Origin of the sequence: Tractidigestivibacter montrealensis (genome assembly GCF_024741235.1) — a bacterium.
GTDB lineage: Bacteria > Actinomycetota > Coriobacteriia > Coriobacteriales > Atopobiaceae > Tractidigestivibacter > Tractidigestivibacter montrealensis.
In genome coordinates this window covers 17313-38449 of the sequence record NZ_JANSKA010000003.1, presented here as the reverse complement: position 1 = coordinate 38449, position 21137 = coordinate 17313, and the positions used below count along the sequence as shown (strand labels likewise).

The 21137-nt window shown below is 61.6% G+C and carries 13 protein-coding genes; 8 read left to right on the top strand and 5 right to left on the bottom strand.

The window, feature by feature from the left end; translation table 11 throughout:
• Positions 1 to 23 precede the first annotated feature (23 nt).
• Positions 24 to 434 carry a hypothetical protein gene (locus NVS32_RS04850; protein WP_032111098.1) on the bottom strand — a complete coding sequence of 137 codons (411 nt, stop codon included), beginning with the start codon at positions 432 to 434 and terminating at the stop codon, positions 24 to 26.
• Positions 434 to 3520, bottom strand: a complete 3087-nt coding sequence (locus NVS32_RS04845) for a glycoside hydrolase family 3 protein (protein WP_258498929.1) — start codon at positions 3518 to 3520, stop codon at positions 434 to 436. The genes NVS32_RS04850 and NVS32_RS04845 overlap by 1 nt, the downstream gene beginning before the upstream one ends.
• Before the next feature lie 234 nt (positions 3521 to 3754).
• Here NVS32_RS04845 and NVS32_RS04840 point away from each other — a divergent pair, with 234 nt between their 5' ends.
• The 3 genes from NVS32_RS04840 (at position 3755) to NVS32_RS04830 (ending at position 6742) form a co-directional block, all read left to right on the top strand.
• Entirely contained in the window at positions 3755 to 4423 is a 669-nt protein-coding gene (locus tag NVS32_RS04840) for a LytR/AlgR family response regulator transcription factor (RefSeq protein ID WP_158571380.1), read from the top strand.
• A 485-nt stretch (positions 4424 to 4908) separates the two neighbouring features.
• Entirely contained in the window at positions 4909 to 5748 is an 840-nt protein-coding gene (locus tag NVS32_RS04835) for an ATP-binding protein (protein ID WP_258498928.1), read from the top strand.
• Between the two features lie 82 nt (positions 5749 to 5830).
• The gene (locus tag NVS32_RS04830) at positions 5831 to 6742 is read left to right on the top strand and encodes an AEC family transporter (RefSeq protein WP_032111095.1); all 912 of its coding nucleotides are present in this window, start codon (positions 5831 to 5833) and stop codon (positions 6740 to 6742) included.
• A gap of 526 nt (positions 6743 to 7268) precedes the next feature.
• Here NVS32_RS04830 and NVS32_RS04825 read toward each other — a convergent pair.
• Positions 7269 to 8621, bottom strand: coding sequence for an amidohydrolase family protein (locus NVS32_RS04825; RefSeq protein WP_158571382.1), 1353 nt, complete (start codon positions 8619 to 8621; stop codon positions 7269 to 7271).
• Positions 8622 to 9027: 406 nt separating this feature from the next.
• Here NVS32_RS04825 and pheS point away from each other — a divergent pair, with 406 nt between their 5' ends.
• The 4 genes from pheS to NVS32_RS04805 all read left to right on the top strand — a co-directional run bounded on the left by pheS (position 9028) and on the right by NVS32_RS04805 (position 15522).
• On the top strand, positions 9028 to 10095 hold the full coding sequence (gene pheS, locus NVS32_RS04820) for a phenylalanine--tRNA ligase subunit alpha (RefSeq protein WP_032111094.1): 1068 nt from the start codon (positions 9028 to 9030) through the stop codon (positions 10093 to 10095).
• 102 nt (positions 10096 to 10197) lie between these two features.
• A complete protein-coding gene (pheT, locus tag NVS32_RS04815) occupies positions 10198 to 12660 on the top strand; it encodes a phenylalanine--tRNA ligase subunit beta (RefSeq protein WP_118343290.1) in 2463 nt (820 codons plus the stop codon).
• Positions 12661 to 12693: 33 nt separating this feature from the next.
• On the top strand, positions 12694 to 13368 hold the full coding sequence (locus NVS32_RS04810) for a hypothetical protein (protein WP_118343289.1): 675 nt from the start codon (positions 12694 to 12696) through the stop codon (positions 13366 to 13368).
• Between the two features lie 822 nt (positions 13369 to 14190).
• The gene (locus tag NVS32_RS04805) at positions 14191 to 15522 is read left to right on the top strand and encodes an alpha-amylase family glycosyl hydrolase (protein ID WP_118100249.1); all 1332 of its coding nucleotides are present in this window, start codon (positions 14191 to 14193) and stop codon (positions 15520 to 15522) included.
• Positions 15523 to 15618: 96 nt separating this feature from the next.
• Here the strand turns inward: NVS32_RS04805 and pyk are convergent, their stop codons facing one another.
• Positions 15619 to 17073 carry a pyruvate kinase gene (gene pyk / locus NVS32_RS04800; RefSeq protein ID WP_118100248.1) on the bottom strand — a complete coding sequence of 485 codons (1455 nt, stop codon included), beginning with the start codon at positions 17071 to 17073 and terminating at the stop codon, positions 15619 to 15621.
• 43 nt (positions 17074 to 17116) lie between these two features.
• Positions 17117 to 18145, bottom strand: coding sequence for a 2-hydroxyacid dehydrogenase (locus tag NVS32_RS04795; RefSeq protein WP_118100247.1), 1029 nt, complete (start codon positions 18143 to 18145; stop codon positions 17117 to 17119).
• 310 nt (positions 18146 to 18455) lie between these two features.
• On the opposite strand from NVS32_RS04795, the gene NVS32_RS04790 reads away from it, so the two are divergent.
• Positions 18456 to 21134 carry a cation-translocating P-type ATPase gene (locus NVS32_RS04790; protein WP_118100246.1) on the top strand — a complete coding sequence of 893 codons (2679 nt, stop codon included), beginning with the start codon at positions 18456 to 18458 and terminating at the stop codon, positions 21132 to 21134.
• Positions 21135 to 21137: the final 3 nt, after the last annotated feature.

Here is a 21137-nt window from a genome sequence, read left to right as displayed (position 1 = left end):
CGGGGAAGGGGGTCTACTTGTCCTTACTTCGTTCGCCTCATGAAGCAAGAGACTATTTCGACAACCAGGGCAACAGTTCCGAGACCAATCGTGATCACTATGTACTCAATACCACCAGTTGAACCAAACATGGTGATGCCGGAGAGCACGTCTGCCAGGGTCGCGATGCTCGAAACAATGAACTCGAGAATGGCAACGGCAAGAAAGACTACAGCAACAAGGTTGAGGATATCTCCCCAATCGCTTGGTACCAGCGAGTAGGTAAGCGCGCAGACGGCACCAAGCAGGAAGCACACAAGGACAGTTGCAGTGAAGTTATTTGTCGCTCCGGCAGCGACGGCGTAGTAAATTCCGGTGACAAGCGACAGCGCACCACAGACAAGGCTGAGCCAAGCGCCTGCTGTCTGAATCTTGATTCCCTTGACCTGAGCCATTATGCCTCAGCTCCCTTCTTGTCCTCGTTGTCTTGCGCCTTGCTTGCCTTTACCGTGTCGTAGACATACACGCCGAGAAGGCCAGCGGTCAGCACGCCACTCACAATCTGGGTACCCGTGATTGCGTTCTCCCACCATGCGTTGGTATGGACGATCTGCGAGCTGTCATCCAGTCCGTTGATGTTGCTGGTGCGAACCTGGGCATAGACGGCGTGCTTAGTGGCGTCGCGGAGTGCCTTTAGCAGATAGCCATCGCCGTTCTCAATGTCCTCTGCGATTACCGTGTTGCTGAGCTTGGCGGAGGAGGAGTCGGCGCTAGGACCAAAGCCCGCCATGTCCCAGCACCAGTAATCGAGGCCGTTTGCAAGGTTCGTGGCATAGTGCGTCTTGTAGTCAGAGCCAACGCATGCATCAGAGCAGATGACGCCCTTGAAGCCCCATTCGCCGCGCATTACGTCCTGCATGGTTGCCGAGCAGCTCCCTGCATAGGTAACGCCGATGCGGTTGAATGCGGTCATGCATCCCATGCAGCCGCCCTTTGCATAGGCACCCTCAAAGGCACGCAGGTACTCCTCGCGGATGGCCTGCTCGTTCGCGAAGGTTGCGGCGCTCTCTCGGTTTGCCTCCTGGTCATTGAGGACCATGTGCTTATAACCCAGAATGACTCCGTACTTCTGGCACTCGCGCGAGACGACCTCGCCAATCAGGTAGTCAAGGTTGCCATCCTCGGAGTAGTACGCAGATGCGCGGCCGTTGAACGGCGTCCTGTGAATGTTGGGACCGCCAGACCAGATCTCGGTCAGGCCCATGAAGATGCTCTCGTTGCCGGTGAGGTTGGAGCGCTTGGCAATGTGGTCGATGTCCCACGTCGACGCCTCGACAATGGCGCAGGGCCAGTTGAAGCCAGACTCACCGTTGAGCTTGAAGACCACCTGCTGAAGCTGGTCCATGTCATCCCCGCGGTAGGAGGCAGGCATCGTGATGGAGTCAATGGCAACCGAGCCGTTCTGGTCGGGGAGAATGGAGGCCATCTCCTCGACGGTTAGCTGGTCGAGGAAGGCGTTCCAGGTCTCCTCGTCGTTGTAGTCGACATTGCGCATCGCTACGAAGGTGATTCCGGAGTCCTCGCCCTGCGTGAAGTCAGACACGCTGGGAGCGTCGTCAGGCATCTCATAGAAGTTCCCGTCGAGCACCTCCATCATGTCCGGCGTGGCGCGAACGGCAACGGGCTCGGTGGGGAAGGTGGCGTCCCAGTCGCTGCGCGAAAGGTACGTGATGGTATCGGTCCCAAGGTTGTTGAGATCGACATCATCAAAGCAGTTGGTAACCTGCTTACCGTCGACGTAGCGCGACATGGCATAGCGGTTCGCGTCGACGCTAGAGAGGTCCCAAGAATACGTCTTGGAAGCATCGCCGCCCGTGCGCGTTCCGTCAACCGCAACCATGCCCGTAGCGCCCTTAGCAGCGAGGATGTTGTTGAGTGCGTCATGTGCGTCATCGCCAATTGCCAGGCAGTAGGTGCCCGCGGAAAGGATGTATCCCTTTGCAGACGTGTAGTCGTAGCTCGCCAAGAGGTATTGCTCGACCTGTACGCTCACCGTCTCCGAGGCACCGGGGTCCAGCTCGCCAGTCTTTGCAAAGCCAACCAGAACAACAGCGGGCTTCTCAACCTGGTTCTTCTTCTCGTAGTCCCCATAGGGGGTCTGCGCATAGACCTCGACTACCGACCTACCAGCAACGTCTCCGGTGTTTGTAGCAGTCACCGAGAGGGTGTACGTGTCAGATGTCGAGTCAAACGAGCAGCTGTCCAGAGTCTGCTGGAAGGTTGTGTACGAGAGGCCATAGCCAAAGGGGTAGGCAATTTCGTCTGTGTAATTCCAGGCGGATCCAGTTGACGATCCTGCGGTGCCCGTGGCGTTGCCTTGGCCAAGTATCGCATCCTCGTAGCGCGTCTCGTAATACTTGTAGCCCACGTAGACGCCCTCGGCATAGATGAGGTAGCTCTGAACAAACTTGTCGGTATCGCTGCAGGTGTCGAGGACCTCGTCGAGGTTCGACCACTCCTGTGTATTCTTAGCCTGTGCGTAGGTGATTGCGGGTGCCGAGAGCGAGTTCTTAGCGTAGGTGTCAACAAGCTTACCGGAGGGGTTTGCATCGCCGTCGAGCACGTTGGCGACACCGGTGAAGCCGACAACGCCAGGGGTTCCCACCCAGAGGATGGCGTCGACGTCGTAGTTTGCAAGATCGCCCAGCTCAACAGCCCAGCTGGAGTTCACCAAGACAATGATGCGCTTGATGGTGCCAGCTGCCTTCTCGGCCTGAAGGAGTGCGAGAAGGTCCTTCTCGTTCTGATGCAGGGCAAGTTGGCTGATACCTTCGGAGTCCTCGAGCACCAGGTCACAGTCCTCGGAACCCTGGCGGGTGATCATGTAGATTGCAGCGTCGTTGTACTGTGAGGCCCAGCTTGCGCAAATGTCATCGGTAAGAAGGGACACGGGGGCCTCGCCAACGTCTGGATTCTCCGCATCCTTTACCCTGCCGTACCCGCTTGTCTGGTAGGCCTCCGTGACCGTGGGGTTGACGTCGAACGCTTCCTGCATGGCCGAGAGGTACGTGACCCACTTCACCGTGCTGGTGTCGCCGGGCGTGTGGTAGCTGTAGAAGGGGCCATACGTTGGGCCCGTGTATCCAAATCCCATGCTTGTTGTGTCGGCATCGGGGTTCTCGAAGGAGTTCTGGCCAAAGAGAGTGACGCTTGCGCCCTTCTGGAGCGGGAGGGCGCCGTTCTCGTTCCTGAGCAGGACAACGCCGCCTTCGACTTCCTCGATGGCGGCAGCGGCGCAGTCGTCCTCGAGTTTCTGGAGTGCCGTCGCATCGTAGATGTCGGTGCCATAGTCGCTCTTGTAATAGGTGGTGTCTCCGCTCGACCCATTTGACGTCACACTTGTGGTGTCAATCCCCAGGGCGGTGTTGATTCTTCCGCGATAGGACTGAGCGACCGGTGCGCCTACGCACGTTGTCGCGAACACGGTCGACGTGATGCCCGCTGCGCCCTTCACGAATTGCCTGCGTGAGATGGTACCCATGCCCTTCCCTTCTCGTCTTTCGTTCCCGTTGCGCCCTCTTTGGGCTTGTCGCCGCGCATCGTAAGTCCCGGGTAATGCGGGCGGTAAGGGGGTCTGGCGGATTCGGCTTTCCTGATGGCACTTTCGGGCTATGTCTGCCATTTGGCTTGTGCGTCTGCATGGGATAATCGGTTCGGGGAGGTTGGGGTCTTGATTAGGGCAGCGAGTGTCGAAAATGATGGGGAAGAGGAGCGCTTGCTCGAAGAGCAGCTTGCGCGCTATGGCCGTGACCGTAACGTCGAGATGTCATGTGTACACTACGGGTCTGCCGAAGCATTTCTCGATGCGCCCTATGACGTTGACGTCGTGTTCATGGACATCGATCTGCCTGGGATGAATGGAATGGACGCTGCGGCCCAGATGCGCCGAAGCGACGCTACCACGCAGATTGTGTTTGTGACGAGTCTCGCGCAGTATGCCGTCAGGGGCTATCAGGTCGATGCCGCTGGTTTCATCGTTAAGCCCGTGCGCTTCTATGACATGGCGATGTGCCTCGATAAGGTGTGTCGAGTGATTGCCCGAAACGTTGAGGAGTCGATTACTCTGAAGACACAGTCGGGCCTGTACCTCTTTCCCGTCTCGGACATCGAATACGTCGAGACGAGTGGACATGATCTCGTATATCACTTCTCGTCAGGCGCTAGTCCAATTCGCGTCCGAGATAGCCTAGGACGCCTTGCAACGAGCTTCGAGGACAAGCCTTTTATCCGCGTCTCTCAGGGCCAGCTTGTGAACATGATGCATATCGCGCGTGTGACTGGAGACTGTCTGACAACGACAGGGGGAGCAACGCTCTTTTTTAGCCGCCGCTGTAAGCACGATTGTCTCAAACGGATAGCCCAGTACATGGGAAGGACCATCTGATGGATGCGGAAACCATCGTCAACTCCCTGCTTACGGCTATTGAGCTCGTGGCAGCATCTCTTCTCTTTGCTAGTGGCTTGCCGCGTAGGGGAGGGTATCTCTTTCGGGGTCTTGTGGCCGTTGCCGCGCTTGCCACACTTGTTGCAACGTTTATGCATGAGTTTGTGGTTTCATCTGGGGTTATGCTGTTCCCTCTCATTCTGTTATATGCCCTGGTGCTCGCCCTCTGCTGTTTGGTGGTCGCTTCATGCCATGAGACAACCACGTGGACGAGCTTGTTTTGTGCGACGGCGGGGTATGCAACTCAGAACTTGGCATCGGGTGTTATGGGATTCATTAATCAGGTTTGTCCCGCTGCCACACCCGATTCGGCAGTCTTCATACTTGCGAATCTTCTTGAGTATGCATTTGTCTACGTGGTGGTCTACCTGGTGATGGTTCGCCGAATGAACAGGGATGGACTTGTCGTTGAGGAAGACCATGGCATGCTCTTCATGGTATTGGTGGTCATTTTCGCTGTCATTGGCCTTGATGTCTGCATAAAGTCAAGCTATGCGTACGGTATTGACTTCGCGACGTTCGTCACGCTGAGAGTCGTGCATGCCCTCGTTTGCGCATTCGTTCTTTTTGCCGAGTACCAAATGCTCTACAAGACGCGCCTCAAGACCGAGATGGCCGAGAGTGAGCAGCTCCTGCATGATGAGCGTCGTCAGTACCACCTCTCGAAGGAGACCATCGAGTCCATCAACGTGAAGTGCCACGACATTAGGCATCAAATCCGCCACATGGCGGACGGCCTTGGTACGGTTGTAGTAGACCCGCTCATCTTTGATGACATTGCCCGGGAGGTGCGCGTTTACGACTCTACGGTGAGCACGGGAAACGATGCGCTAGATGTTATCCTGAGCGAGAAGTCGCTCATGTGCGAGAGGCGAGGCATCTCGCTTTCCTGTATGGCGGATGGCTCCTCTGTTGCGTTTATGCAGCCTACTGACATCTACTCCCTCTTTGGCAACGCATTGGAGAATGCCATCGAGGCCGTGAGCGCGGTTCCGAATTCCGAGAAGCGAAGGATCTCTCTGGTGCTTAGGGCCGATATGGGCATGGTCTCGCTCCATGTAGAGAACTACTTTGTGGGGAAGCTCGAGTTTGTCGACGGGCTTCCAAAGTCGAGTAAGGGTGATGACTTCAATCACGGATTTGGTGTTCGCTCGATGGAACGTACGGCGCAACGCTATGGCGGGACGCTCGTTGCGAGTGCTCGCGACAACCTATTTCTTCTCGACGTTGTCATGCCTCTGCCGGAGTCCACTGGAGCGAAATAGGACTTCCTTGCCTTCCTGGTGCTATGGTTGCGCAGGACAAAGCCCCCGCGCAACGCCATCGGCACCAGGAAGGACCACGGCAATGTCAATGCCAGCCACGCTCGCCTTGCAGATAGTTGTCATGTTTATGCTGGTGGGCGTGGGGTTTGCGATGTTTCGCGCCGGCAAGATCACGATGGAGGGCAATCGCACCATTGGCAACATCCTCGTGTACCTGTCGCTGCCTTGCGTGATCATTAAGGGACTCATGGTCGAGCGCACTGCGGAGAACGTCCTTGCGCTGGGGGTCTCGGCGCTCATGGGGTTTATCGCCCTGCTCGTCTCTGCGCTTGTCGCGCGACTCGTCCTGCGTGGCGACGCAATCGGGAACTTCTCGGCCACCTTCTCCAACCCGAGCTTCTTTGGGATTCCCCTGGTCGTGTCGATCCTTGGCCAGGGGCCTGTGTTCTACATGACCGCCTACATCGCGTTCATGAACTTGGGGCAGTGGACCTATGGCGTCTCGCTGCTTGCGGGCGAGCGAGGGAGGGTGTCGCTGCGCTCCTTGGTGCGCTCGCCGTTTATGGTGGCAACGCTCATTGGCCTTGTGCTCTTTGCGACCCAGCTGCAGCTCCCGGGCGTGGTGACGAGCTGCCTGGATTACGTCTCGGCCCTCAACACGCCGCTGGCGATGTTTGCCATAGGGGTCTACCTGGCGCAATCTCACCCGGCAGACATGATTCACCGTGCGGGCCTCTACAAGGTTGCCCTGGCGCGTCTGCTGGTGACGCCGCTTGTCACGTTGGTGCTGCTGAGCCTGCTGCCTGGCTCGTTGCTTCAGATGAAGCTTGCGATTCTGGTTGCGCAGGCGTGTCCCGTTGGCCTCAACGTGGCGGTGTACGCCCAGCTCCACGACGCCGACTACGTCTACGCGGTGGAGACAATCGTTGTCTCGGTGCTTCTCTCGCTTGCCTCGATCCCCCTGGTGGTGGGGCTCGCGCAGATGCTGTGGTAGCGCTTTGGAGCCCGCCCTGCCCCCTTCTCTCCTACTGACCTGCGTTCTTTATCGATATCTGTGAATCTCTCATCGCGTTTTCGCAGGTCGCAAGTATGGCGAGTCACAGATACCGATAAAGAAGGGGAGGGGGAGCGGGATGGCGGTGTTAATGCTGCGCCTATTGGCGTGGATTGACGGTTGGTGGCAGTTTGTCGAGAATCCTTGAAGTAGTAACTGGTTTGAAGATTGTTAAACCGCAGGTCAGTGAATTGACCCTGTCATCATGTCATATAAGGAATTAGACGAAAACTGCCACTAACCGGAAAAATGGGGCGAAGGTTTGGACCCTGGGCCTTCTCGTTCTTGGGCTCCTCTAGCCCGTTGTCTGCGGTCGCCATAGTTTATCGCTCTTTCTTAAAACTCATGTGCGATACCTGGGCAAACGCGACTGCCTTTTAAGAAATAGCGATATTCTTCGTAAGGAACGAGGGTGGGTGTCCCATCCTCATTACGGGAAGGGATGCGGGTGGGTGCCCCACCCGCATCAACGAAGAGCGCCAGCCGCGGTCAGCAGCTTTCGGGCGTTGTTGTCGAGGATGTCATCTGCATGCTTTGCAAGGCGCCTGTCACTGGCAAGGAACTCCTGCAGGCGTCGTATGTTTGCCAGTGTCTGCGAACGGGGCGTGAATGGGTAGTCGCTACCAAAAAGCACGTGGTCGGGGCCCGTGATGGTGAGCAGCAACGGTAGCAGGTCGGGGACAGAGTCGCCTGCCGTGTCGAACCAGAGCCGCGCCAGGTTGGCGGGTACGTCCACGTGGCCCATCATGTGCACCTTCTCGAGGATGGGCTGGGCGCCCTCGATGCGGCGTGCGACGTTGGGCAGGAAGCTCCCGCAGTGGGGGACGACGACCTGCACGCGGGGGAACCGGCGAGGAACGTCGTGGGCAATCATGTTGAGCACGGCGCGCGTCGAGTCGGTGAGGAACTCGTAGAGCGGCACGGGACCCGCGCTGAACACGCCTTCCGCGATTGGCTCGGGACGGCTCGGGTGGATGAGGCAGACGACGTCGCGGTCGCGCCCCTCTGCGATGGACTCGAGACGCTGGAAAAGCGGGTCGAGGCGCTCGTCGCCGAGGTAGAGCCCTCGGCTGTTGCTGGCGAGCTTGACGCCAAGGGCGTTGAGGTCTCCGATTGTGCGTGTGGCTTCGCCGACGGCGGCGACGACGTTGGGCAGGGGTACGACGGCGCAGAAGCCAAAGCGGGTGGGATGGCGCGCAACGACGCGGGCCGTCTCGTCGTTGAAGGCCCGGCAAAAGTCCGCCGACTCTGCCGCATCACCGAAGTACGGGTGCGGCGAAGAGAGGGACAGGACCTGGTAGCGAATGCCCGTCTCGTCAAGGAACGAGAGGGCGCTCTCCTCGTTCCAAACGGGGAGTGGGAAGCCGTCCTCACGGGTCGCGCCATGGGCTTCCAGGAGGTCGAGGTAGCCCTTCGTCAGGATGTGACCGTGGATGTCGATCGTGAGGCGCTCCGTCTTTCGTGTGGCTTGTGAGTGCAGTGCTGCACGGGGATTGTGAAAGGGATGGGCAATATCCGCATCACATGATAAGTTGGCCGAGAGGTTGCTGCAGCAGGGGTTTCGAATGCGTCTGCTGTACCGAAATGGGTCTTCCGGCGCAGAATGACGCCGGAGGAAAGACTTCGTACGCCGCTGCTGCGGAAATGGGTCTTTCGGCGAGAAAACTGCGCCGGAACGTGGACTCCCGACGGGATTCCGTACGAGACGCGCCCTCCGGCGTCGAATCCTCGCCGGAGATTTGTTTTTCTCCGCTGCGGTTGCGGGAACTCGCCCTCCGGAGAAGAAATGACGCCGGAGCGGGATCTTAGGCGCGCCCACCGCTGGCGCGCTCCCAGCCGCCGCCCCGGCCCCCGCCCCGGAATCATGCAGAGCTTACGCCCGTTTTGGCTCCGCCCTCCTCGCCAGCGCCCCATCGTGCTACCATGCCCCCTAGGCAATGACGGAGAGGTTTGGTCGTCGCGTCGCCAGCGGACAAGAGATGGGGCTCACCGGCTGAGAGGTCCCTCCAAGGCTGACGTCCAGAGTTCACTCCACCAGCCGCAACCTCAAAGCCGGCCGCACGGCCAGCGAGTAGGGAAGCCGTAGGCCCCACGGCACGGGGCGCAACGAGTGGGCGCGCGCGAGAGAAAACGCGCACGTCAATCAAGGTGGTACCGCGGAGACATCCGTCCTTGGGCAGCATGGCCCGGGACGGTTTTTTATTGGCTTTGGAAAGGATTGCACTATGGCGATGTCCGATGACCTCAAGTCCATTGAGGCGCAGGTAGAGGAGGGACTTAAGCGCGCTGAGACCATGGAGGCCCTCGAGGCCCTCCGCGTCTCCATGCTCGGCCGCAAGGGCAGGCTCACGGCCCTCATGCACATGATGGGCCAGGTCCCTCCCGAGGAGCGCCGCGCCATGGGCCAGATGGCGAACACCGTGCGCGCCAAGGTAGAGGCTGGCCTCGCCGCCCGTCGCGAGGAGCTGGCAAACGAGCTAATGGAGCGCCGCATGGCCGCCGACGCGGTGGACGTCACGCTTCCCGGCCGCACACTCTCCCCGGGTACGCAGCACCTCATCAGCCAGATTCGCGAGGAGATCGAGGACATCTTCTGCGGCTTGGGCTACACCGTCGAGGACGGTCCCTACGTCGAGACCACCTACTACAACTTCACCGCGCTCAACGCCCCGGAGGACCACCCCAGCCGCTCCGCGCGCGACACCTTCTACGTGGTAGACAACGCCCCCGAGGGCAAGGAGACCCACGTCCAGGGCGAGTCCGACATCCTGCTGCGCACCCAGACCTCGGGCGTCCAGGTGCACACCATGGAGACCCACGAGCCTCCCATCTACATGATCTGCCCCGGCACCGTCTTTCGCCCGGACACCGCCGACGCCAATCATCTGCCGCAGTTCACGCAGGTAGAGGGCCTTGTCGTTGACGAGGGCATCACCTTTGGCGACCTCAAGGGCACGCTCGACTACTTCACCCGCGAGATCTTTGGCAAGGACCGCGCCACCCGCTACCGCCCGCACTTCTTCCCGTTCACCGAGCCCAGCTGCGAGGTCGACGTCTCCTGCGGCGTGTGCCACGGCAAGGGCTGCCGCTTCTGCAAGAACACCGGCTGGCTCGAGATTCTGGGCTGCGGCATGGTCGACCCCAACGTCTTCCGCTACTGCGGCATCGACCCTGAGAAGTACACCGGCTTCGCCTTTGGCATTGGCGTTGAGCGCGTGGCCGCGCTTCGCTACGACCTGCCTGACCTGCGCATGCTCATGACCGGCGACATGCGCTTCCTGAACCAGTTCTAGGCCTGGCCAGGGCAGAAGGAGGCGCCCGGGCGAGAAGCCCGCGGCAGGACGAGAAGAACCAGGGCGGCCGCACCAAGCCGCCCAGAAGGGATTGCAGATACCATGCGCGTTTCGTATGAGTGGCTCAAGGACATGGTGGACGTGCCCGAAGACCCCAAGGACCTGGTCAACGAGTACATCCGCACCGGCACCGAGGTCGAGGGCGTCGAGCGCGTTGGCGCCGACCTCGACCACGTCTACACCGCCCAGGTGGTGAGCAAGAAGCCGCACCCAGACTCCGACCACATGTGGCTCTGCCAGGTCTCCGTTGGCGACAAGAACGTCGACGAGAACGGCAACCCCGTGCCGCTGCAGATTGTGTGCGGCGCCCAGAACTTCAACGAGGGCGATCACATTGTGACCGCCATGATCGGCGCCGTGCTCCCCGGCGACGTGAAGATCAAGAAGTCAAAGCTCCGCGGCGTCGAGTCCTATGGCATGAACTGCTCCGAGCGCGAGCTTGGCCTGGGCAACGACCACGACGGCATCATCATCCTGCCGCCCGACGCTCCCGTGGGCATGCTCTACACGGACTACCTGGGCAGCTCCGACACCGTGATTGACTGCGAGATCACCCCCAACCGTCCCGACTGCCTCTCCATGGTGGGCATGGCGGTGGAAACCTCGGCCGTTCTCGACGAGGGCACCCACATCACGCTTCCCTCGATCAAGGAGGAGAAGGGGCCGGATGCCCACGACCTGGTGGACGTGCAGATCGACGACGCGGAGCTCTGCCCGCGCTACACGGCCCGCGTGGTGCGCAACGTGAAGATTGGCCCCAGCCCCGAGTGGCTCGCGCGTCGCGTGATTGCCGCCGGCTCCAGGCCCATCAACAACGTGGTGGACGTCACCAACTACGTGATGTACCTCACCGGCCAGCCGCTCCACGCCTTCGACCTGGGCAAGCTCCAGAAGCGCGAGGATGGCAAGCGCCACGTGGTGGTGCGGGCTGCGCGCGACGGCGAGCTTCTCACCACGCTCGACGAGAAGGAGCGCTCGCTCACGCCCGACATGTGCGTCATCACCGACGGCGGCGAGACCCCCATCGCGCTTGCCGGCGTCATGGGCGGCCTCAACTCCGAGATTGACGAGACCACGACCGACGTCCTGCTCGAGAGCGCGACCTTCTCGGCCGGCCACATCTCTCGCACGAGCCGCAACCTTGACCTCATGAGCGAGGCTTCCATTCGCTACGAGCGCCAGGTCGACGGCGCCGGTTGCGCGGACGTCTCCAACATCGCCGCGGCGCTCTTTGAGGAGTGCTGCTCGGCCGAGGTCTGCCCGGGCATCGTGGACGTCTACCCCGGTCCCGTGCCCGCGCCCGTGATTACCATGCGTCCTGCTCGCGTTCGCGCGCTCGCCGGCGCGGACATCCCGGACGACTTCATGGTCGCGCGCCTCAAGCGCCTTGGCTGCAAGGTCGAGCCCGCCGAGAACGGCGCCTATACGGTGACCGCGCCCACCAACCGACCCGACCTCACCCGCGAGGTCGACCTCATCGAGGAGGTCGTGCGCCTGTGGGGCGAGGGCGACATCACGCCCACGCTTCCCGCTGCGCGCAACCATGCCGGTGGCCTGACCGTTGACCAGCAGCGCATTCGCAAAATTGGTCGTACGCTGCGCGCCTGCGGCCTCTCCGAGACCACCACGTACTGCTTTGCCGACGCTAACGATCTCTCCAAGCTGGGCATGAGCGAGGAGGGCCGCGGCATCCCCGTCAAGATCATCAACCCGCTCGTGGCCGACCAGGCCGAGATGCGCCGCTCGATCCTGCCTGGGCTGCTCCGCTCGGTGGCATACAACCTCGACCACGGCGTGGATGCGGTGGCGCTCTACGAGATTGGCCGCGTCTTCTTTGGCCACGAGAACAAGAGCCAGCCCGACGAGCCCAGCTTTGTGTGCGGCGTGCTCTCCGGTCACCGCGACGACGAGTGGTGCCAGAAGTTTGAGGACTACGACTTCTTTGATGCCAAGGGTGTGGTGGAGCAGCTCCTCTCGGCGCTTCGCGTGACCAAGGTGCGCTTCAAGGTGGCAGACCCCCAGACCTACGGCTGGCTTCAGCCCGGTCGCGCGGCCGAGGTCTACGGCAACAAGGGCGAGCTCATGGGCTGGGTTGGCAACATCCACCCCAAGGCGCTCAAGGCATTTGGCGTCGACGCCCCCGTGGTTGCCTTCGAGCTCTCGGTTGAGTCGCTCCTGCGCCTGGCTCACCGCGAGCTTCCCTACGTCGACGTGCCCACGCTCCCTGGCGTGGACGTTGACCTGGCCATCGTTGTCGATGAGTCCGTTACCTGCGAGCAGCTCGAGCAGCGCATCAAGAGTGCCGGCGGCAAGCTCCTCTCGGACGTGCGCCTCTTTGACGTCTATCGCGACCCCGTGCGCGTTGGCCTGGGCAAGAAGTCGATGGCCTTCTCGCTCACCTATCGCTCTGCCGACCACACACTGACCTCCGAGGAGGTGGACCGCGCTCACAAGAAGGTCGTGGACAAGGTCTGCCGCGCCACCGGCGGAGAGGTCCGCGGCTAGCGGGCTGTCCGCGCGCCGCAAGGACGCACGCACGTGCCCAGCTGGAACATACATACCGCCCACGTCGAGCGGCTCCTTCGTGAGGAGGGGGCCGCTCGGCTGGGCGTGCGCGACGTGAACGCCTTCCTGTTTGGCAACTTTCTGCCCGACATCTACGTGGGCTACATGGTGCCGGTGCCCGTCGCGCGCCTGCGTGACTACCGCGAGACGCACTTTGCCGACGGCGGCGCCATTCCTTCCCCTAACTACCAGGCGTTTTGGGATCGCTTTGTGGCGGGTTGCGACGCGGAGGCCGCGAGCTCCCTGCACGACCTGGTGCTGGGCGCGTGGGCGCACCTGGTGTGCGACTCCGTGTACAACACGCGCACACGGGCGTACATCGCCTCCATCGGCGTGAAGGCCGGTGACGTTACCCGCAAGCGCAAGCAGCGCGACTTTGCGCTCTTTGGGAGAACTTTTGATATCTCGCTGCGCCCACGCGTGACGCCTGAGCTTGTCGCCGCCTGTGCCGCGTACCCGCAGTACCCCGTGGTCGAGGCGGACGTGCGTGAGGCCGTTACCGTTGCGGGACGCATTGTGGACGAGAACCACGAAGGCCTTATTCGAAGCGTCCCCGCCTACGACCTGCTCACGCCGGAGTTCTTCTCGGCTGCGTCTGAGGAGGCCAATGCGACGATAGTGGCGGGGCTTCTCGGACAGGCCTCGTAACGCGGGGCATTCTGCCTGCGTCGTTACGTTTCATGTTGCCAATCTTGCACCCGTTGTTACCCGCGGTTCACCGTTCCGCAACCCGTGGAGACCACCATGGGAGAGGAACGGCTGGGTCCCCCGAACACCCGGCCGTCTCTCCCGTCCCTCGGTCTTCGAGGGACCCCTTCCCGGTGGCCGCGGCCTTAGACCGCGGCCATTCGCATGAGACAAAGGCATGAGACAAAGGGACAGTCCCTTTGTCTCATCTGCATCGGTGGCCGGTTAGCCAAGGCGTTCCTCAGGATTCTCCGAGGCCTTTTCCGCGGTCTTCTCTTCGGGTTTCTCCGCGGTTCCCTCAAGGCTCTCTCCAAGGCTCCTCAGTTATTGAACGTTATTTCTCGCTAGAATCATATTTTGCCAGTTGGTCATGAAATGGCTCCGGAAAAACGCGCAATAATCTCGGCTCAATCCAGATTTCGGCTGGATGCCGACCTTGGCTGGATGCCGCAACAAGGGATTCGCAACCAGCCCTTGCCCCAACTTCGACCAACAGAGAAACCTGCGGCTTAATTGCAGTGCCGGCGAGAGCCGCAAGCCATCTACCTGCGGTTCTTCTCGGGAGCTTCCACGCGAGACTGCTATTAAGTCGCAGGTTTGCAGAAGGAAAGGGACGAGAGGCCCCTCCGGGTCAAGCAGCCGCGACGGCTACGCGCTTTTCGCACGCCCCATACAAATCCGTACACGTTTACGCAACGTTATTCGCGTATGGTTGAGTGGCTGGCACGGCGTCCCCTGGACGCCGTCCGCACGGGCGTCTCGCCCACGACGAGAGGAGCAACGATGAGCTGGTACGAGCCATCCTTTGTCTATCAGGTCTATCCGCTGGGACTGTGCGGCGCACCGCACGAGAACGATGGGGTCACCGTGCCGCGCCTGCGCAAGCTCGTCGACGACGGCTGGATTGACCACATGAAGCGCTTTGGGGCCACCTGCCTCATGCTCAACCCCGTCTTCCAGAGCCTCACGCACGGGTATGACACCACGGACTACACGACCGTTGACTGCCGCCTGGGTACTAACGATGACCTGCGCTTTGTTGTGGACGCGTGCCACAAGGCGGGCATCCGCGTGCTTCTCGACGGTGTCTTTAACCACGTTGGTCGCGATTTCTTTGCCTTCCGCGATGTGCGCCAGAAGGGCCAGCAGAGCCGATACGCCGGCTGGTTCAACATCGACTGGAACGGCAACAGCGAGTTCAACGACGGCTTTGGCTACGAGACTTGGGCGGGCGTCTCGACGCTCGTGAAGCTTAACCACGGCAACTTCGAGCTCAACGACTACCTGGCAGACGTCATTCGCGGCTGGGTGCGTGACTTTGACATCGACGGCCTGCGCCTGGACGTGGCCTACTGCCTTGACCGCGGCTACCTGGGCTACCTGCGCCAGATTGCCGACGGGATCTCGCAGGAGCGCGGCGAGAAGTTCGTGCTGGTGGGCGAGACCATGTTTGGCGACTACAACCAGTGGATGGGCGACGGCCTGTGCGACTCGGTGACCAACTACGAGGCCTACAAGGGCCTTTGGTCGAGCTTCAACAGCGCGAACATGCACGAGGTGGCCTACGCGCTGGAGCGCCAGAGTGGCTCCCAGCCCTGGGACCTCTACGCTGGCAAGCACCTGCTGGACTTTGTCGACAACCACGACGTGCCTCGCATTGCGACCAAGCTGGACGACAAGCGCCAGCTCAAGCCGCTCTACGGGCTGCTCTTTGCCATGTGCGGCGTGCCGTGCGTCTACTACGGCAGCGAGTGGGGCATCGAGGGCGAGCAGCACTACGGCGACTATGAGCTGCGGCCCGCGCTTGACGCGCCGGAGTGGAACGACCTTACGGACTGGATTGCCGCGCTGGCGCACGCACGCGAGAAGAGTGACGCCATCGTGTGGGGCGACTACCACGAGCTGCAGTGCCAGCCGCAGCAGCTTGTCTTCCAGCGCTGCCACGGGGACGAGCGGGTCATTGTGGCGATAAACGCGTCGGCAGAGCCTGCCGTGGCGCACTTCGACGCCGGATGCGGACGCGCCGTGGACCTCATCACCGGCGAGCCACATGACTTTGGCGGCGGCTCCGAGCTGGCACCCTTCTCGGCGTACTGGTGGCTCTGCGAGCGATAGCGGACTGCCGACGCCCCGCCCTTCTCGCCAAAGAAAAGCCGCCCCGGGCGAGAAGCCCGAGGCGGTCTACAGCAGCGAAAAAACCTGGTGCAAACCCTACTGGATCTGCGCCACCATGGCCATGTTGGTGCTGGTGGTGTAGTCGCCCTGGCGCGGGGAGGTCTGCGGATCGCCAGCGGTGATGACCACAATGTCACCGGGGTCGACGACCTTGTTCGCCTTGGCAACGTTGAGGGCGTTGTAGAGCGTGTTGGAAAGCGAGCCCTGCTCCGTGGTCTTGAACGCGTAGACACCCCAGTAGAAGCAGGTACGGCGGATGGCCTCATCGCTCGGGCTCATGGCGTACAGAGGGATGCGCGGACGGAAGTTGGAGACGATGCGCGCGGTGCGGCCGGAGTGCGTGGGGCACAGGATGCACTTGGCGTCAACGCGGTCGGCCATCTCGACGGCGGCAAAGCCGGTGGCGCCGTTCACGTTGCGCACGCCGCCGCGGTCGTGGTAGACCTTGCGCTCCTCGAGGTAGCGCTCGGTCTCCTTGGCGACCTCGGCCATGGTGCGCACGGCAGCCACGGGGTACTTGCCGGCAGCGGTCTCGCCGGAGAGCATGACGCAGTCGGTGCCGTCATAGATGGCGTTGGCAACGTCGGCGACCTCGGCGCGCGTGGGGCGCGGGTTGCGAATCATCGAGTCGAGCATCTGCGTTGCGGTGATGACCGGCTTGTATGCGTTGTTGCACTTGCGGATGATGGTCTTCTGGATGTGGGGCACCTCAGCCGCAGGCACCTCGACGCCCAGGTCGCCACGGGCAACCATGATGCCGTCGGAGGCCTCAAGAATCTCGTCGAAGTTCTTGACGCCAAGGGCGCTCTCGATCTTGGGGAAGATCTGGACGTGCGGTGCGCCCATCTCGACGCAGATGTCACGAATCTGCTTGACGGCGGCACCGTCGCGGATGAAGGACGCAGCGATGGCGTCGATGCCCAGCTCGCAGCCAAACATGATGTCCGCTCGGTCCTGGTCGGTGACGGAGGGAAGGCCAATGTTCACGTTAGGAACGTTGACGCCCTTCTTCTCGCCAATCTCACCACCGTTAGTAACGACGCAGTGGATGTCGTTGCCCTCCACGTGGTCGACCTCAAGGCCGACAAGGCCATCGTCGATGAGGATGATGGAACCCTTCTCGACCTCGTTGGGGAGGTTGAGGTAGTCGAGGGAGATGTGGCCGGCGTTGCCGTGGAAGTCCTCGCTGGTGGGCTGGGCGGTAACCACGATGGCGTCGCCAGTGTTGACGGTGACCTTCTTGCCATCCTCGAGAAGACCGGTGCGAACCTCGGGGCCCTTGGTGTCGAGCATGATTGCCACGGGGATGCTGAGCTCGTCCGAGATGCGGCGGACGCGCTCGATCATCTGACGGTGGTAGTCATGGCTGCCATGAGAGAAGTTGAAGCGGGCGACGTTCATGCCGTTCTCGATGAGCGCGCGCAGGACGTCGTCGCTCTCGGTGGCGGGGCCCATGGTGCACACGATCTTGGTCTTCTTGCTAAATGCCATATTTCTCCTTTTGCCTGTCCTCTTTGGTGCGATGTCTTTATGGCTAGCAGACAACGCTCCTGGGCACGAAGTCCGTGCCGTGAGCAAACGCCTGCGCGTTGTCGAGCGTCACGCGGGCAATCTCGCCAAGGGCCTCCTTGGTGAAGAACGCCTGGTGAGAGGTCATGACCACGTTGGGGAAGGAGCAGAAGCGCGCGGTGATGGAGCTGCCGAGAATCTCGTCCTCGCGGTCCTGGTAGACGTTGGCGTTCTCCTCCTCGTAGACGTCGAGGCCTGCGGCGCCAATCTTGCCGGCGCGGATGCCGCGGATGAGCGCGTTGGAGTCGACCAGGGCGCCACGGGCGGTGTTCACAAAGATGACGCCATCCTTCATCTTGGAGATGGAGTCGTCGTTGATCATGTGGTAGCTCTCCTCGTTGAGGAAGGCGTGCAGCGAGATGAGGTCGGCGCGGCTGTAGAGCGAGTCGTAGTCGACCTTGCCGTCCTTGATCTCGACGTACTCGTCAACAACGTGCTCCTCGTCGATGAGCTTCTGGTTGGGGTAGAGGTCGGCACCGATGACGTACATACCAAAGCCCTTGCAGATGCGGCAGAGGGCGGCGCCGATGCGGCCGGTGCCGATGATGCCGGCGGTCTTGCCGTGCAGGGTCACGCCGACAAGGCCGGTGAGGTCGAAGTTGTTCTCGCGGACGCGGATGTAGCCCTTGTGGATGCGGCGGTTGGCGCAGAGGGCAAGGCCCATGGCGTGCTCGGCGATGGCCTCAGGCGAGTAGGCAGGGACGCGGGTGACCTTCATGCCGAGGTCCTTGGCGACCTCGACGTTCACGGCATCAAAGCCGGCGCAGCGCATGAGGACGAGCTTCACGCCAAAACCGGAGAGGATCTCGAGGGTCATGGCGCCGCAGTCAGCGTTCACGAAGGCGCAGACCGCATCATACCCGCGGGCAAGGGGTGCGGTCATGGGGGTGAGGTTGGTCTCGGTGAAGTCGATCTTGACGTCCGGGTAGTCCTTGAGCTCCTTGGTGAAAGAATCCTTGTCATAGCTGGCGGTACCATAGAACAGAATCTTCATCGTTGCCCTTTCCTCGAGACCCTGTGGAATCAATCTCGCACGCGGTTACGTGCTGACTTAGCGAGAGTTTACCGCATGGGGCAAGTGCCGTGGGGCATGCCCCGATAAGTCCTTACGAATGCGATACGAGAGGGGGCTTCACCACCAAATTGCACCTTCATCCAATAAAGACTGACGCGCGTTTCATCGGGTAGAATGATGCGGTATCAACCATACGTCCAGCATGGCAGCCTTGGTGAGCCCTTGCCCCTCCTGGGGAATTATGATCGGGCATCAATCTGCTGGGCGCCCATGACCCCAGGAGGAAGAATTGAAGGAGTACCTGCAGGAGTCTGCGCAAGTCATCAAGGACGTTGCGTCAGACGACACCTACGGCTTGACCGTGGATGAGGCGGCTGCACGCCTCGAGAAGAACGGCCCCAACAAGCTCAAGGAAGCCAAGAAGGACCCGCTCTGGAAGCGCTTCTTCGCCCAGATGGCAGACCCAATGATCATCATGCTCATTGTGGCTGCGGTCATCTCGGCCCTCACCGGCCTGGCGCAGGGCGAGGCGGACTTCGCCGACGTGATCATCATCTGCTTCGTGGTTGTGGTGAACGCGGTTCTCGGCGTGGTGCAGGAGTCGAAGGCCGAGGAGGCCCTGGCTGCGCTCCAGGAGATGTCTGCCGCACAGAGCAAGGTCGTGCGCGGCGGCAAGGTCATCACCGTGCCGTCCTCCGAGCTCGTCGCCGGCGACCTCGTGATTCTCGAGGCCGGCGACTCCGTCCCGGCAGACTGCCGCATCATCGAGAGCGCGTCCATGAAGATCGAGGAGGCCGCCCTTACGGGCGAGTCCGTGCCGGTCAACAAGATCGCCGCGGTCCTCGACGTGCTCGACGAGGGCAAGGACGTCCCCCTCGGCGACCGCAAGAACATGTGCTACATGGGCTCCACCGTGGTCTACGGCCGTGGCCGCGCCGTGGTTGTTGCCACGGGCATGGACACCGAGATGGGCAAGATCGCCGACGCCCTCACGCGTGCCGAGGACGAGGAGACGCCGCTCCAGAAGAAGCTGGACGAGCTCTCCAAGATTCTCTCCATCATCTGCATCGTGATCTGCGCCCTGGTCTTTGTGGTCACCTGGCTCAAGCATGGCATGGGCTTCTTTGACAACATGACACTCGTGCTCAACACCTTCATGGTCGCTGTGTCGCTCGCCGTTGCCGCCATCCCCGAGGGTCTGGCCGCCGTCGTGACCATCGTGCTTTCCATCGGTGTCACCAAGATGAGCCAGCACAACGCCATCATCCGCAAGCTCTCTGCCGTCGAGACCCTTGGCTGCACGCAGGTCATCTGCTCGGACAAGACGGGCACCCTCACGCAGAACAAGATGACCGTCGTGCGCCACTTCACCGAGGACCAGGATCGCCTCGTTCGCTGCATGGCGCTGTGCTCCGACGCCAAGTGGGACTCCGCACACGAGACCGCGGTGGGCGAGCCCACCGAGGCCGCACTCGTGGCCGATGCCGCCAAACTCGGCTTCACCTCGGGTGACCTCGACGCCGCCAACCCCCGCGTGGGCGAGGCGCCCTTCGACTCCGGCCGCAAGATGATGTCTGTGGTCAACAAGGCGCCTGACGGCAACTACATCCAGCACACCAAGGGCGGCCCCGATGTCATTCTCGCCCGCTGCACCATGGTCCACACCGCCGAGGGCGACGTGCCCATGACCGGCGAGTGGCGCCAGCGCATCATGGAGGCCAACAAGGCCATGGCCGACGACGCGCTGCGCGTGATGGCCGCGGCCCGCGTGAACTACGGCAAGACGGCCCCCACGGACTTCTCGCCCGAGGCGCTTGAGCACGACATGACCTTCCTGGGCCTGTGCGGCATGATCGACCCGGTTCGCCCCGAGGTCAAGCAGGCCGTGGCCGAGGCGCACTCCGCCGGCATGCGTGTTGTCATGATCACCGGCGACCACATCGACACCGCCGTGGCCATCGCCAAGGAGCTGGGCATCATCGTCGACCGCTCGCAGGCCATTACTGGTGCCGAGCTTGACCGCATGTCCGACGAGGAGTTTGCGAAGAACATCTCCAAGTACGGTGTGTACGCCCGCGTCCAGCCCGAGCACAAGACCCGCATCGTCGACACCTGGAAGAAGCTCGGCAAGGTCGTAGCCATGACCGGCGACGGCGTGAACGACGCCCCGTCCATCAAGCGCGCCGACATTGGCGTGGGCATGGGCATCACCGGCACCGACGTCACCAAGAACGTGGCCGACATGGTCCTTGCCGACGACAACTTCGCGACCATCATCAACGCCTGCGAAGAAGGCCGTCGCATCTACGACAACATCAGGAAGTCCATCGCCTTCCTGCTCTCGTCCAACCTCGCCGAGGTCATTGCGGTCTTTGTGGCGTCGCTCATCGGCTTCACAATCCTTGAGCCTACGCACCTCCTGTGGCTCAACCTCATCACGGACTGCTTCCCCGCGCTCGCCATGGCCATGGAGGAGGCCGAGCCGGGCATCATGAAGCGCGAGCCCCGCAACGCCGACGACGGCATCTTTGCCAATGGCATGGGTCTCGACTGCCTGATCCAGGGCATCTTCATTGGTACGCTGACGCTCATCTCGTACTTCATTGGCCTGAACATCGAGGGCGTGCCCCTGGCGTCCGTGCTGTCTGGTGCCGACAAGGGCCTCGACGGCATGACCATGGCCTTCCTCACGCTCTCGATGGTCGAGATGTTCCACTCGTTCAACATGCGCAGCCGTCGTCAGTCCATCTTCAAGCTGCCCACCCAGAACAAGTGGCTGTGGTTCGCGTTCGCGGGCTCGCTCGTCCTCACCTTTGTGGTCATCGAGACCCCGCTCGCCCAGGCATTCGACTTCGCCGAGATCAACGCGTTCGAGTACGGCATTGCCATGCTGCTTGCGGCAGCCATCATCCCGCTGGTGGAGATTTACAAGGCCATCATGCGTGCGGTCGAGAAGGGCAGGAACTAGTCG